This window comes from Lysobacter sp. CFH 32150 (assembly GCF_022758295.1).
Classification (GTDB): domain Bacteria; phylum Pseudomonadota; class Gammaproteobacteria; order Xanthomonadales; family Xanthomonadaceae; genus CFH-32150.
In genome coordinates this window covers 421,913-435,657 of record NZ_JALDWJ010000002.1, presented here as the reverse complement: position 1 = coordinate 435,657, position 13,745 = coordinate 421,913, and the positions used below count along the sequence as shown (strand labels likewise).

The following is a 13,745-nucleotide window of genomic DNA, read 5'->3' as shown; positions in this document are numbered from 1 at the left end:
GGCCTTTGTGTTTTGGTGGAGCGGAGGAGGATCGAACTCCCGACCTTCGCATTGCGAACGCGACGCTCTCCCAGCTGAGCTACCGCCCCATCACGGGCAAAATTCTAACGGCCCCGGCGCAGGGACGCCAGTCGCTGGGATTGGCCAGGGCCGACGAACACGGGCAAGGGATTAGAAGTCGTACTGCACCATGAAGCGGAAAGAACGCGGCGCCTGGAATGAAAGGGGCATCCTGTAGGTGTCGCTTGGCAATCCGGTAGCGGCGATTTCGGCCTGCTCGACCTGCGAAGTGACCTTCTGCGAGTTTAAGACATTGAAGATATCCATCTTGAATCGCACACCTGCAGCCCACGAGGGTTGGTAAGCCACGTTCAGATCGAGGTTGGTCGCCCAAGGCAAACGCCCCGCCGTGCCACGCGGACGGTGAATGGGGTCACCCTGTGCCGTCACTCCGCAACGCATGAACGCGGATCCGTATGGGTGCGGTCTATAGGAAGTCGGCGACGGATCCAGGTCAAGGACTCCCAGGCAGTTCGTCGGGCGGCCCGACTGCACTAGCAGGTTTGCACCGGCCGACCATGCTTCAGTAAATGCATAGCTACCGAACAGCTTCAGACTGTGGCGACGGTCATTCGGCAGGTAGCCGTAAGTGTCTGTTGTCAGCTCAAGGTAGTCGAAATCCTCGGTGACATTGGTGTGTAGATCGCCGGTATCCGACTTCACGCCGCCTTCGATGTTGCCCTTGCTCTTGGCATAGGTGTAGGAGCCGTGCAAGAACAACCTGTCCCAATTGCCGTCGAAGAAGAACTCGATCGCGCTGTAGGTTCGCCTGGCTTTCGGCGACAGGCGTGCACCGGGAATCACGTTCTCCACCAGACGGCCGTCGCCGTAATAGTTCGTCACGAAAACAGCGTCTTCGCCCGGGTTGAAGATGCGGCAATACGGGAAGCCCGGGTTAGGGAGCGCCGGAATGGGGCCGGCATCCGGGTCGTAGCCGTTAGCCTCGAGGATCGCGGTGTAATCGCAGGTGTCCTCGATGGCCGACTTCAGGTCACGGAAAATGCCCCGCACGCCCAGCGTGGCATTGCCGGTCAGTTGCTTCTGTAAGCCGAGGATGTACTCGTCCTGGTACATCGGCTCCAGATTCTTCGCAGCGATCGCAATCGGATCCGTGAGCCTGTATCGAAGGTTCACGCTCGGCGGCGGTGCCATCGCATGACGGCCGGCGCTAGCGAACACCTTGAAGGTCGAATCACCGTTCACATCCCACGAGAAACCCGTACGTGGGCTGAACTGGTCCATCCTGATGAAGGATCGACCCTTGCTGTCGGTGTTCTCGAAGTGATCCCAACGGCCACCGAAGTAAGCAACGAAATTGCTGGTGATGCTCCAGCTGTCTTCGATGTAATACGCATCCTGGTCGAGAGAGCCGATCCTCGACTGATAATCGTCGCGATCGTATCCAAAGCGCAGCAGGTGTTCGCCAAGCTGCCACTCGCCGCCCAGTCGGAACTGCCTGCGAGTGTCGTGATTCCCGTTTGCATCGTCCAATCGCAACCCGCTCGCCTGTACAACATATTCCTTGCGCTCGAATTCGCCGCGACCGGCCAAAGCCGACAAGGTGAAGTTGTCAGTCAAAGTGCCGGTGTAATTCAGGACATAGTTGTCGCCGCTTTGTTCCACGTAACGCGTACCCAGGTAGTCGGTACGATCCAGTTGACCGAAGCGGTTGCGATACACGTCGGTTTCGGTGTCCTGCTTGTCGGAGAATGCAGTCAGCTCCAGGAGGTGGCTGTCGGTAATGTTCCAGTCCATCTTCAGCAGCCAGTTCGGGTTCTTGGTCTCGGCGCTGGTATTGGTGGACGCCACGACATTGCCCCACGTCTCGGCCTCGTTTCGGCCGTAGGACAGCAAGCCGTAGGCGAACAGGCGATCCTTGACCAGCGCGCCGCTGGCCCAGACCGACGCCACGGTGTTCCAGGTGGAATCGTTGGAGTTGTCCTGGCGCAGCGTGCCGTTGGCCAGATGCACGTTCTTGACGTCCTCGCGCAGATCTTCCGGGCTCCAGAAGATGTTGCCGCCGGCATGGAACTCGTTGGTGCCGCGCTTGGTGATCTGGTTGACCACGCCGCCCAGCGAACGACCGAATTCCGCACCGTAACCACCGGCCTTGATCTGCTGTTCGGCGATCGCCTCGAACGGGACTTGGGCGAAGTTCAACCCGCGGAACGAGTTGGTGATGTTGAAGCCGTTGATGAAGTACTGGTTCTCGGCGACGGACGAGCCGCCGAACGAAGCCAGGTTGCCGAACGCGGCGTCGCCGCGCACGGTGCCCGGTGCCAGCAGCGCGACGCTGGTGGTGTCGCGCGCGACCGGGATCTTCGCGATCTGCTCGGCGGTCAGGATGGTGGTGGATTCGACCGACGAAACGTCGATCGGGTTGATCGCACCGGTACCGTTTCCGTTGGAAACGAAATCGATATTGGCGGTGAAGCCGATGTTGACCGTGGCATTGCGTGCGGTTGTCGTGCCATCCACGCTCTTGCGTGTCAGCACGTACTGGCCGATCGGTAGCTGCGACAGGCGGAAGCCACCGTTTTCGTCGACGGTGATGGTGCGAGAAAAGCCGTTGGCCGGATTCGCGATGGTGATGGAGTCGCCGGCTGCCGCACGGCCCGCCACGGCGCCCGCGGTATTGCTTTGCGCCTGCGCGCCACCCACGAAACAAAGAGCGAGCGCAACGGGCAGCGCGCTCCACTTCAAGCCTTTGGCAAAGTACTGAGAAGCCATTTATCTAATCCTCAATGGAACTGTCGGCCTGGAAGGAAAATGAGTGACGTCAGGCGGCGCAGAACGTCCAAGCCTTCCGGCTTACGGTCCAGTTACGAAAACACCGGCTCTAGGCCGGTGTTGGTCAAGTGCTCGATTGGGCGCAGCGCTCGATGAGCTACCGCCCCACGAAGCGCCGAATTATACGGACGCCTCCGCACTGCCGCCACCGGCTAGCAAGGGCGTCAGTCGCGTTTCCAGCTGCGTCCGACGCCAGCCGGCGAGGGCGCCAGGCCAGTCGTGGCCGTCAAGCAGGGCCTCCAGCCAGCGGCGCGAGGCGAGCACGCCGTCGGGAAGGCCAAGTTCAAGGCTGATTTGCGCGACGGCGTCCTGCAATTTGCGCAATGCGGCCTTGTCCCGGTCGTCACCGCGCACGGGTGGCGCATCGGCTTCATCAGCCACCGGTGTGGTCAGTGCCTGCCAAAGCGGATCGGTCAGGCTGCGCGGGGCCTTGGGGATCGCGTCGAGTTGGCGCTGCAGGCTGGCGCGATCGATCGGCGGGTTGCGCGCGAGCGTGGTCGCGAGCTCGTTGTCGAGGATCCAGTTGCGCGGACGATCGCTGTCGCGGGCGTAGGTCTCGCGCCAGCGCAGCAGCCGCAGCAGGCGGCGTTGACCGGCGGTATCCAGGAATTGCGCGGCGCGCAGCGACAGGTGGGGCCAGCGCTCGCCACCATTGTCGCCCGCCGTGGCCAGCAGGCGCGCGCTGTCCTCATCGTGCCAGGCACGACGGTGTAGTGCATCGAGTTTGTCGGCCAGGTCGAGGTACAGGGTGTCGAGATGGCGTACATCGTCGGCGGCATATTCGAGCTGCGCCGACGACAGCGGCCGTCGCAACCAATCAGACCGCGTTTCGCCCTTTGCCAAGGCAACGCCAAGACGTTCCTGCACGAGTCGCTGGTAGCCCATGCCAGCGCCGATGCCAGCCAGTGCAGCTGCGATCTGGGTATCGAACAACGGCATCGGCAGCACGCCACAAGCGCGCTTGAATGCGATCAAGTCCTCGCTGGCGCTGTGCATCACTTTCAGCACGGACGGATCGGTCAACAACGGTGCCAGGGCGGCGCACATGCCCGGCACCAGCGGGTCGATAAGGAGGATTTCCTGTTTTGAAGCCGCGTCATCGATGGCGAGCTGCACCAGTGCCAGCTGTGGCCAGTAGGTGCGTTCGCGGATGAATTCGGTGTCGAGGCCGACGCGGGCAGGGCGGCGTTCGAGGCGTTCGCGGAGTACGGCGGGGTCGGAAATCCAGTGGTTCACGTGTTCGATCAGTGCTGACATGTGTGGAGCCTAACGGCGATCGCAGGCGGGTGTCGAACCCGAGGCGAGTTGCCGGGATCGACGCCATGGCCTAACGTCGTCGCGCCCGGCCCGCGGGCGTCGTTCAGGCGAAGGTCAATTGCGCGCGAATCGGATCGCAAGCCTGCTGCTGTTGGCGGTGATGCTGATACTGGCGGCGTGTTCGCGCGACCCGGCGCCCGAGGGACGCGCGACGCGCGTGCCCAGCGTCATCATCAGTGGCGATGAAGCCGCCGTGGTGCCCGCCTGGCAGCCGCCGGCCATCGAGATTCCAGAAGGCCGCATCGATGCGGTGCGTGTGGAAGCCGAGCAGGCCCTGGCTGCAGGCCGTTTGTATGGTGGAGAGCGCGACGCGTTGCCGCTATTGATCGCATTGCGCGCGCAGGCGCCGGGCGACGCGCCCGTGCAGGCGGCCTTTGCGCGCGCGTTGCAGGCGCTGGTCGCGCAAGGTGACGCCGCATTGCAGCAGATGGACTTCGAACCGGAATACCTGCGTCGCGCGCACGAAACCGCGGCCGTGGCGCGTTCCGCCGCGCCGGACGACCCTGGCATTCGCGCTTTTCTGACGCGGCTCGATCGTGCCGACGAGGCGCTGCAGTTCAATCGCCGCGGCGAGAGCGAACTGGAAGCCGGTCGGCTGGGTGAGGAGAAGGGTGGCGCGCTCGCGAGTTTCCGCGCTGCCTTGCGCGTGCGCCCTGGCGATGCGCGCGCGCTGCAGGGTCTGGCCGCGGTCGAGAGCACGATGATCCGGCGCGGCGAAGAGGCCGCTGCACGCAGCGAATTCGAACTTGCCGAGCGCTGGTTGAAATCCGCGGAGCAGGTGCGACCGGGCATGCCGACGTCCGCCGATGCGCAGCAGCGCATCGCGGCAGTGCGGCGGGCGCGCGTGAATGAGTTGCGCGACAGCGGCCTCGAAGCATTGCGTCGCGAAGGCGGAATTCCGCAGGCACGGCGTGTGTTGTCGGACCTTTTGCGCATCGCCGCGCCCGGCGATCCTGCAGCCGCCGAATTGCGCGAGCGGATCGATTTCGCCAGCCACTACGGCCTGTTCCGCCCCGGACAAGCCTTCACCGATGGCTTGCGCAGCGGCGCACGCGGGCCGCAGTTGGTGGTGGTGCCGCACGGCGGTTTCCGCATGGGCGCGCGCGATGAGGACGTCGAAGCCAGCACCGCCGAGCGCCCGGCGCATTACGTGAGGTTCGAACGTGGTTTTGCGATGTCGCGGACCGAGGTCACGGTCGGTGAATTCCGTCGCTTCGTCGATGCCACCGGGTATCGCAGTCGCGCGGTGCGCCGAGGCCATTCCATCGTCTACGACGAGCGCAGCGGCAACCTGGCGCGGCGCAGCGGTGTCGATTGGCGCAGCGATTACGTCGGTGCGCCGGCGAAGGAAGACCTGCCGGTGCTGCACGTGAGTGCCAAGGATGCGCAGGCCTATGCCGAATGGTTGTCGCAGCAGAGCGGGCAGCGTTACCGGCTACCGAGCGAGTCGGAGTTCGAGTACGCGTTGCGCGCCGGCCACGAGGGTCTGTTCCCATGGTTTGGGCTTACGCCAGTGGCCAGCGCGGGCAATGTCACCGGTGCCCGCGATATGTCGCCCAGCGGCCGCAAATGGCGTAACGCCTTCATCGGCTATGGCGACGGCTGGTGGGGACCGGCGCCCGCAGGAAAGTCCGCAGCCAATGCATTCGGCCTTCACGACCTCGCCGGCAATGTCAGTGAATGGGTCGCCGATTGCTGGCACGACAACTACCGCCGCGCACCCACCGATGGCGAAGCCTGGGTCAATCCGGGTTGCCGCAATCGGGTCATGCGCGGTGGTTCATGGCTCAGCGCGCCGGCGCAGGTGCGTTCGGCCTGGCGCTTGTCGGTGGACGCGGACACGACCAATGCGCGGCTCGGGTTTAGAGTGGTGCGCGACCTGTAACGACGGCAAGGAGAGGGCAGATGAGGATCGATCCGTTCGGCAACCAGGCGCAGGCAGGCGGCAGGCAGCGGCGCGGTTTCGGCGGTATCCGCTGGTGGGTTCTGTTGCTGTTCGCTGGCTATGCCGCGTACTACTGGTTCTCGAACCAGACCGTGGATCCCTACACTGGGGAGAAAGCGGTGATCGACAAGACCCTGTCGGTCGAGGACGAGGAAGCGCTGGGGCTGCAGGCCTATCAGGAAATCCTGTCGCAGGAGCGCCCGGTCGATCCCAATTCCCCGGCAGCGAGGCAGGTTCGCGAGATCGCCCAGCGGTTGATCGCCAAGACGGATGAAGTCGAGGCCGCGTTGGCGGCGGAAACCGGCCAGCCGCCGCAATACATCTCGCGCGGCTTCGAGTGGGACGTGAACGTGATCCAGTCCGACCAGGTCAACGCGTTCTGCCTGCCTGGCGGGAAGATGGCCGTCTACACCGGCCTGTTCAATGTGGCGAAGAACACCGACGCGATGGCGATCGTCATGGGCCACGAGATCGCCCACGCGCTGCTGCGCCACGGCGCGCAGCGCATGACGCAGCAGAAGGTCGGGCAGATCGTGCAGATGGGTGGTGCGGTTAGCGGCATGGATGCCGGCTCGCAACAGATGGTGATGGCCGCAATGGGCTACGGCGTGCTGCTACCGTATGCGCGCAAGCACGAGACCCAGGCCGATTACGTGGGCCTGATGCTGGCCGCGGCGGCTTGCTTCAACCCGCAGGAAGCGGTGCCGCTGTGGGAACGCATGAGCGAAGCCAGCGGTGGCGCCGGGCAGCCGGAGTTTGCGTCCACGCACCCCAATCCCGGCACGCGCATCCAGAACCTGCAGTCGCTGATGCCGAAGGCGATGGAATACCGGGCGAAGTATTGCCGGGAGGGCGGGGCTGCCGTCGGCGCCCATTGATCGATCTTCGGCCTGATCCTGTGGGAGCGACGTAAGTCGCGAGCTTCTTAGCCGTCTATCGCGACTTACGTCGCTCCCACAAAAATCAAAACAAAATCAGAAGCTCATGAACAGGCCGCCATTCACCGGGATGTTCGCGCCGGTAATGAAGCCAGCCTCATCGGCGGTGAGGAACTCGACAGTACGCGCGATCTCGCTCGGCTTGCCGAGCCGGCCGACAGGCACGCTGTCGATGATCTTGGTGCGGACCTCTTCCGGCACTGCCATCACCATCGCGGTCTCACAATAGCCGGGCGATACCGAGTTCACGGTGACGCCCTTGCGTGCGACTTCGCGCGCCAGCGCCATGGTGAAGCCGTGCATGCCGGCCTTCGCCGCGGAATAGTTGGTCTGGCCGAACTGGCCAGTCTGGCCGTTGACCGAACTGATGTTGACGATGCGGCCGAAGCCGCGAGCGAGCATGCCGTCGACCGCGTACCGGCACATGTTGAACACGCCGTCGAGGTTGATGTTCAACACCGCATCCCAGTCGGTCCGCTCCATCTTGCGCAGCGTGGTGTCGCGAGTGATGCCGGCGGCGTTGACGAGGATGTCGAGCGTGCCGTGTTCGGCCTCGAGCTTGCGCACCAGTGCGCCGCAAGCATCGAAATCACCGACGTTGGCGGCTTCGAAGCGGACGTCGAGGCCATCGACTTCACGCTGGAACTCCGCGACGCGTTCGGCGCGTGCCCCGAGATCGGCGGCGATCACGGTGCGCCCGGCACGGGCGAGGGATTTGCAGATCTCGGTACCGAGACCGCCGATGCCGCCGGTCACGACGGCTACGCGTTTGCTCATGGGATGGAAACCGGGGAATTGTTGCGCTGCAACATACGCGCGCGGGTGCGTCGGGTCAACGCACCGACCGCATCGCTTTTGCGACAGGCGGCATGATTTTGCGAAAGGTCGCCCCAGCGCAAGCCGCCGTCAACGCGATTTGGCGGTGTCCTTCGGCTTTTGCGCGGCCGGCCGTCCGATACCGCCGACCAGGTTCTGCTGGAACTCCTTCCATAGTTCCAGGTTGCGCTCGGTGAGCTGGTTGAGCATGGTCCACGGCGCCTGGCCGATCAGTCCGCTCATCTGCTGGCGGAACTGCTGCTGTTGCTCGAGGAACATCTGCATGGAGCGCTCGAGGTAGCTGCCCATGAAGCCTTGCAACGAGTCGCCGTAGAAACGGATGATCTGGCTGAGCAACTGCGTGGACAGCATCGGTTCGCCGTCCTGCTCGTGCTCGGCGATGATCTGCAGCAGCACCTGCCGGGTCAGGTCCTCGCCGGTCTTGGCGTCACGGACTTCGAACTCCTCGCCGTCGACGATCAGCTGGCGCACGTCTTCGATCGTGATGTAGCTCGAAATTTCGGTGTCGTACAAACGGCGATTCGGATATTTCTTGATGACGCGCGTTGCGGACATGCGGTGGACCCGGGCAGACGACTGCGTGGAGCATGGCGCAGTGCAGCACGGGTTGCAACTTATCTGTCAAGCCCCGCAGGTCATGATCACGGATTTTGCCCGCGGCACGTAGTGGGTGCGTTCATTTTTTGCCCGCCATGAGGGTTTTCCCTCAGGCGCCATAGAGCAGTCGCCATCGAGGAATGCCAGCTGCGGCAGGCTGGCGCCCGGATCATGCCGCCGCGCATCGGCATGGACGCTGTTCATTCGATGCTTGCAGCGCTCCAAGTCGTCGACACGGAATAGCGACAACGCCTCATCGGCGTTGTCCCTGTTTTCCATGCGTGTTCCAGGTACATGCCAACCTTTGCATGCGCAGCGGCGTTCTGGCGCAGCTGCCGCTCGACGTCCTCAAGCGCGACGTCAATGAGCCATGGTTACCACCCCATGTATTGGCCACCATTCGCCGACAGGTTGGCGCCGGTGATCCAGCCTGCCTCATCGGGGATGAAGAACGAAACTGCGTATGCGATTTCCTCGGGTTCGCCGAGGCGGCCAGTGGGAATTTGCGCCACGATCTTGTTGCGCACTTCCTCCGGTACGGCCATCACCATGTCGGTACCGATATAGCCGGGTGAAACCGTATTCACGGTGATGCCGAAACGTGCGTTTTCCTGCGCCAACGAGATGGTGAAGCCGTGCATGCCCGCCTTGGCCGCGGCGTAGTTGGCCTGGCCGTACTGACCTTTCTGTCCGTTGATCGAACTGATCTGGATGATCCGTCCCCACTTGCGCTCGCGCATGCCTTCGATCACGGGGCGGGTGACGTTGAAGCAGGAGTTGAGGTTGGTGCAGATCACCTCGTTCCACTGCTGTGAGGTCATCCGATGGAAAGTGGTGTCGCGGGTAATGCCGGCATTGTTCACGAGGATGTCGACCGGGCCGACTTGGCGTTCGACTTCGCGCACCATCGCTTCGGCGTCTTCCGCGGTGGATACGTCGCCCTTGGCCAGTGCGATCTCGAAGCCTTCGCTGCGCAGCCGCGCCTGCCAGGCCTTGGCCTTTTCCTCATTGCGATAGTTGGTCGCCACTTTGTGGCCCGCGGCTGCCAGGCGTTTGCAGATCGCCGTGCCGATTCCGCCGGTCCCACCCGTTACCAACGCTACCCGTCCTGTCATTACCTGCTCCTTTCCAATTGAGGACCATCGATTCTAGACAGCATCCGTGACACGCATGTTGTGCAGTGCAATGGGTGCGTTGGGGATGCGTTGCGGCGCGAATGCATCCTGCGCGGCGGCAAGTGCATCCGCCACCGTATCGACATGTGCCAGCGCCGCGGGGGGCTGTCCCAACGCCTGCCATGCCGCGCGCAGAGCCGGCAATGGATCGCCCGCATCGATCGGCAAGGCCGCCAGCGATTTCGACAACTTGCGGCCTGCCTTGTCGATCACCAAGGGTAGGTGCGTGTAACGTGGCGTCGGCAAGCCGAGCGCACGCTGCAGCAGGATCTGCCGTGGCGTCGAGTCGAGCAGGTCGGCGCCGCGCACCACGTCCGTGATGCCTTGAGCGGCATCGTCGACGACCACCGCGAGTTGGTAGGCCCAGTAACCGTCGGCGCGCTTGAGCACGAAATCGCCGACCTCGGTGCTGACGTCCTGGGTGATCCGGCCCTGGACGGCGTCGTCGAAGCACAGCCTCGTACCCGCGGGCACTCGCAACCGGATCGCCGGCCCTTGCTTAGAACGGCCATGTCGGTGCGTGGTGGCGACGCAGCGCTGATGGATGCCTCCATTGCTGGCGAGGTCGCTGCGGCTGCAATGGCAGGCGAACGCGGTGCCCTCCGCAAGCAAGCGGTCGAGCGCAGCCTGGTAGACCGCGCCACGTTCGCTCTGGCGCAGAATCTTGCCATCCGATGCCAGCCCAAACCCGATGAGCGTGTGGAGTTGTTCCTCGGCGGCACCGGCGACTTCGCGTGGAGGATCCAGATCCTCGATCCGCACCAGCCACTGCCCACCCGCATGCCGCGCCAGCAGCCAGCTGCCGAACGCAGCCAGCAATGAACCGAAATGCAACGGTCCGGTCGGGGAGGGTGCGAAGCGGCCGCAGTAGGACGGAAGACTCATCTCACTTGAATTTAATCGAGTCTTGCCACATTTTGCGAATAAGGCCGCGAGGTGCGCGGCACGGAAAAATGACAATGTTCAATCGCATAGCCTTGTTCGTGGCCACCAACCTCGCCGTGCTGGCACTGGTCAGCGTGGTGATGTCGGTCCTCGGCGTGAATCCACAGCAGTTCGGCGGCCTGCTGATCATGGCGGCGTTGTTCGGCTTCGGCGGCTCGTTCATCTCGCTGCTGATGTCGAAGTGGATCGCCAAGCGCACCACGGGTGCCCACGTGATCGAGCAGCCGCGCAACGAGTCGGAGCAGTGGCTGTTCTCGACCGTGCAGCGGCAGGCGCAGGCAGCCGGCATCGGCATGCCCGAGGTCGCGATTTACGACGCCCCCGAGATCAACGCCTTCGCCACCGGCGCCAACCGCAACAAGGCTCTGGTCGCCGTCTCCACCGGCCTGCTGCGGGCGATGAACCGCGATGAGGCCGAGGCCGTGCTGGGCCACGAAGTCAGCCATGTCGCCAACGGCGACATGGTGACGATGGCGTTGTTGCAGGGCGTCCTGAACACCTTCGTGATCGTGCTGGCGCGCGTCGTCGGCCGGGTGATCGACGGTTACCTCAGCGGCAATCGTGAGGGTGGCGGCATTGGTTACTACGTGATCGTGTTCGTGCTCGACATGGTGTTTGGCCTGTTCGCCAGCATGATCGCGATGTGGTTCTCGCGTCATCGCGAGTTCCGAGCCGATGCCGGCGGCGCCAAGCTGGCCGGTCGCGACAAGATGGTCGCCGCGCTGGAACGCCTGTCGTTGACCTATGGCGAAAGCACGCTGCCGAAGCAGGTTGCCGCGTTCGGTATCAGCGGCGGCGTTGGCCACGGTCTCAAGCGCCTGCTGATGAGTCATCCGCCGCTGGAAGAACGCATCACCGCGCTGCGCAATGCGCGTCCCGAGGCGTCGGTGCGGCAGGGCGTGGTGACCTGAGCGGCTGTATCGGTCGGCACGAACGAGCATGAAAAAGCCCGCCGGATGGCGGGCTTTTTCTTTGCGCGCGTCAGCGGGCCTATTCGAACTCGTAATTCATTTCGGGCCCGGCGGCTGCCAGGAAGTATCCCTGCACGTAATCAACGCCGCTGCCGAACAAAAAGGTCATGCTGGCCGCGTCCTGCACGAACTCGGCGATGGTCAGCGTGCCGGCGGCGCTGGCTTTCCCTGCGATGTCGCGGATCTTCTCCTGGTTGTCGGGGTTGCTGGTCAGCTCCTGCATGAAGCCGCGGTCGATCTTGACCATCGCTGGGCCGAAGTGGGTCAGCAGCTGGGATGAGTTCAACCCGGCGCCGAACTGCTCGAGGCCGACGCGGCACCCGAACTGCGCGACCGCAGCACGGAAATCCTGCGCCTGGCGCAGGTGCGTGAACACCTTGGCCTCCGGCAATTCCAGCACCAGCAGTCCGCCATGGACGTCGTGTGCGCTGAGTTTCTCGCCGATGAAACGCACCAGGGTGTCGTCCTGCAACGAGGCCTGGGTGATCTTCACCATCATCGTGGTGCGCTTGCCAGCGCGTCCGCGTTCGGCGATCACCGCGATTGCACGGCCGACCACCCAGCGGTCGATTTCCCACAGCAGGCCGTGTTCCTCGGCGATCGGCAGGAACGAATTCGGCTGCACCAGTTCGCCCGGGCTACTCCCTTGCATACGCAGCAGGGCTTCATAAGTCTCGCCGGGTTCGCCGCGCAGGCTGATGACGGGCTGGTAGTGCAGGACGAAGCCGTTGCCTTCGATCGCCGTCTGGATGCGCGCAACCCAGGCCTGCACGCGCTCGACTTCGGCACGGTCGACCGCGGCCGGATCGAACACCTCGACCCGGTTGCCGCCAACGCCGATCGTGGACTGCACCCCTTGGTTGGCCTTGGCCAGTACCGCGGTGACGCTGGCGATCTTCTCGCCGATCTGCACGCCGCCGACGCTGGTGGTGGCGTTGAGCGAGCGCGCGCCAACCTCGAGCACATGGTCGGCGAAAGCGGCGCGCAGGTTCTCGGCGACTTGCGTGGTACGGGCGTAGTCGCTGTTGCGCAGCAGCACGGCGAACTGGTGTTCACCGAAGCGCGCGGCGACATCGTGCTCGCCGAGCACGCTGCGCAGGCGGTCGGCGAAGCTCACCAGCAGGTTGTCGGCGGCGTCGAAGCCAATCTCCTGCACCAGCTTCACGAAATGGTCGGGCTCCAGCAGCAGCAGGCCGTGGTGCGCGCCGTTCTGTGCGGTTTCGGCGACCGCACCTTCGAGCATGTGCAGGAAGGTGCCGCGGTTGAACAGGCCGGTGACCTGGTCACGCTGGCGCAGCGCTTCGACTTCGCGTGCGAGTTCCGGATCGGTTTCCTGGCGCCGGAACACGATCTGCACGCAGGGCTCGCCTTCGTAGGTCGCGGGAGTGAAGTCCATCACCGCGGGGAAGTGGTTACCTTCGAGGTCGCGTCCTTCCAGCTCGTAGTGTGGCGGCGGAACTTCGCCCTTGGACAGCTTCTTCAGTACTTTCTTGAATTCGTCGACGTGCGCCGGCGCCACCAGGTCTAGCAGCGACATGCCTTCGATGTCCTCGAACGAATCGAAGCCGAACATCTCCAGGTAGGCCACGTTGGCGCGGATGTGCATGCCTTCGTGCACGTAGGCGATCGGGTCGCGCGAGGAGTCGATCAGCGCATCGCAACGGCGCTCGGTCTCGCGCACCTGCGCTTCCAGCAGGCGTTGCGCGCGTCGTGCTTCGAGGTCGGCCCATTCATTGCGCACCACCGCCTGCACGTGGTCGATGCGGCCGCGCAGGGCGATACCACGCACGCCGCGCTCCAGGGCTTCGAGGACCACGGCATCGTCGATGCGATCGACCAGCAGCAGCACCGGCAGATCCTTGCCGCTGCCGTCCACGGCCCTGGTGACGATCTCCAGCGGCAGCGATCGGGAATCGCGCGCCGTCACCACCAGGTCGAACGGCTGCGTGGCGATCTGCGTGGCCAGTTCGGCCTCGTTTTCCGGGCGCGTCGGGCGCACGGCGATCCCATCGTTGCGCAGGCCGCTGACGATGGCCTCGGCGGCTTCCACGCTATCGTCGACGATGAGCAGACGCAGCACGCTGTCTTTGTTGAATCGCATCCGCACCTCTCTCCGCAACCAATGAGCCGGCAACACTGAAAACAGGCCAAGCCAGACTCGGCGGGTCAG

Annotated in this window: 11 protein-coding genes and 1 tRNA gene; 3 read left to right on the top strand and 9 right to left on the bottom strand. The window is 64.0% G+C overall.

Annotated elements, in window-relative coordinates; translation table 11 throughout:
* Nucleotides 1-13: 13 nt before the first annotated feature.
* From MO486_RS05495 to rnd, 3 genes are all read right to left on the bottom strand, one after another.
* Nucleotides 14-89, bottom strand: a tRNA-Ala gene (locus MO486_RS05495).
* 82 nt (nt 90-171) lie between these two features.
* Complete coding sequence (locus tag MO486_RS05490; protein ID WP_242905153.1) at nt 172-2,790, bottom strand: TonB-dependent receptor; 2,619 nt, start codon at nt 2,788-2,790, stop codon at nt 172-174.
* A 180-nt stretch (nt 2,791-2,970) separates the two neighbouring features.
* Nucleotides 2,971-4,086 (bottom strand): ribonuclease D, encoded by a 1,116-nt coding sequence (gene rnd, locus MO486_RS05485; RefSeq protein ID WP_242905350.1) that lies wholly within the window; start codon nt 4,084-4,086, stop codon nt 2,971-2,973.
* Between the two features lie 139 nt (nt 4,087-4,225).
* On the opposite strand from rnd, the gene MO486_RS05480 reads away from it, so the two are divergent.
* Nucleotides 4,226-6,052, top strand: coding sequence for an SUMF1/EgtB/PvdO family nonheme iron enzyme (locus MO486_RS05480; protein ID WP_345779196.1), 1,827 nt, complete (start codon nt 4,226-4,228; stop codon nt 6,050-6,052).
* Nucleotides 6,053-6,072: 20 nt separating this feature from the next.
* Entirely contained in the window at nt 6,073-6,990 is a 918-nt protein-coding gene (locus MO486_RS05475; RefSeq protein ID WP_242905152.1) for a M48 family metallopeptidase, read from the top strand.
* 96 nt (nt 6,991-7,086) lie between these two features.
* Here the strand turns inward: MO486_RS05475 and phbB are convergent, their stop codons facing one another.
* The 5 genes from phbB to gluQRS form a co-directional block, all read right to left on the bottom strand.
* Nucleotides 7,087-7,827 carry an acetoacetyl-CoA reductase gene (gene phbB, locus MO486_RS05470; protein ID WP_242905151.1) on the bottom strand — a complete coding sequence of 247 codons (741 nt, stop codon included), beginning with the start codon at nt 7,825-7,827 and terminating at the stop codon, nt 7,087-7,089.
* Nucleotides 7,828-7,956: 129 nt separating this feature from the next.
* Complete coding sequence (gene phaR / locus MO486_RS05465) at nt 7,957-8,442, bottom strand: polyhydroxyalkanoate synthesis repressor PhaR (RefSeq protein WP_242905148.1); 486 nt, start codon at nt 8,440-8,442, stop codon at nt 7,957-7,959.
* Between the two features lie 66 nt (nt 8,443-8,508).
* Nucleotides 8,509-8,763, bottom strand: a complete 255-nt coding sequence (locus MO486_RS05460) for a hypothetical protein (RefSeq protein ID WP_242905147.1) — start codon at nt 8,761-8,763, stop codon at nt 8,509-8,511.
* A 95-nt stretch (nt 8,764-8,858) separates the two neighbouring features.
* Complete coding sequence (locus tag MO486_RS05455) at nt 8,859-9,599, bottom strand: beta-ketoacyl-ACP reductase (RefSeq protein WP_242905146.1); 741 nt, start codon at nt 9,597-9,599, stop codon at nt 8,859-8,861.
* Between the two features lie 33 nt (nt 9,600-9,632).
* Nucleotides 9,633-10,544, bottom strand: a complete 912-nt coding sequence (gene gluQRS / locus MO486_RS05450; RefSeq protein WP_242905145.1) for a tRNA glutamyl-Q(34) synthetase GluQRS — start codon at nt 10,542-10,544, stop codon at nt 9,633-9,635.
* A 74-nt stretch (nt 10,545-10,618) separates the two neighbouring features.
* Here gluQRS and htpX point away from each other — a divergent pair, with 74 nt between their 5' ends.
* A complete protein-coding gene (gene htpX / locus MO486_RS05445; RefSeq protein WP_242905144.1) occupies nt 10,619-11,515 on the top strand; it encodes a protease HtpX in 897 nt (298 codons plus the stop codon).
* Nucleotides 11,516-11,594: 79 nt separating this feature from the next.
* Here htpX and MO486_RS05440 read toward each other — a convergent pair whose 3' ends face one another.
* Nucleotides 11,595-13,676: an EAL domain-containing protein gene (locus tag MO486_RS05440; protein ID WP_242905143.1), complete on the bottom strand. Its 2,082-nt coding sequence runs from the start codon at nt 13,674-13,676 to the stop codon at nt 11,595-11,597.
* Nucleotides 13,677-13,745: the final 69 nt, after the last annotated feature.

Excerpts from the sequence above, each read along its gene's own strand:
- MO486_RS05455 (WP_242905146.1), bottom strand. The coding sequence starts at position 9,599 with ATGACAGGACGGGTAGCGTTGGTAACGGGTGGGACCGGCGGAATCGGC.
- MO486_RS05475 (WP_242905152.1), top strand. The coding sequence starts at position 6,073 with ATGAGGATCGATCCGTTCGGCAACCAGGCGCAGGCAGGCGGCAGGCAG.
- phaR (WP_242905148.1), bottom strand. The coding sequence starts at position 8,442 with ATGTCCGCAACGCGCGTCATCAAGAAATATCCGAATCGCCGTTTGTAC.
- phbB (WP_242905151.1), bottom strand. The coding sequence starts at position 7,827 with ATGAGCAAACGCGTAGCCGTCGTGACCGGCGGCATCGGCGGTCTCGGT.
- MO486_RS05460 (WP_242905147.1), bottom strand. The coding sequence starts at position 8,763 with ATGGAAAACAGGGACAACGCCGATGAGGCGTTGTCGCTATTCCGTGTC.
- htpX (WP_242905144.1), top strand. The coding sequence starts at position 10,619 with ATGTTCAATCGCATAGCCTTGTTCGTGGCCACCAACCTCGCCGTGCTG.
- MO486_RS05440 (WP_242905143.1), bottom strand. The coding sequence starts at position 13,676 with ATGCGATTCAACAAAGACAGCGTGCTGCGTCTGCTCATCGTCGACGAT.
- gluQRS (WP_242905145.1), bottom strand. The coding sequence starts at position 10,544 with ATGAGTCTTCCGTCCTACTGCGGCCGCTTCGCACCCTCCCCGACCGGA.
- MO486_RS05490 (WP_242905153.1), bottom strand. The coding sequence starts at position 2,790 with ATGGCTTCTCAGTACTTTGCCAAAGGCTTGAAGTGGAGCGCGCTGCCC.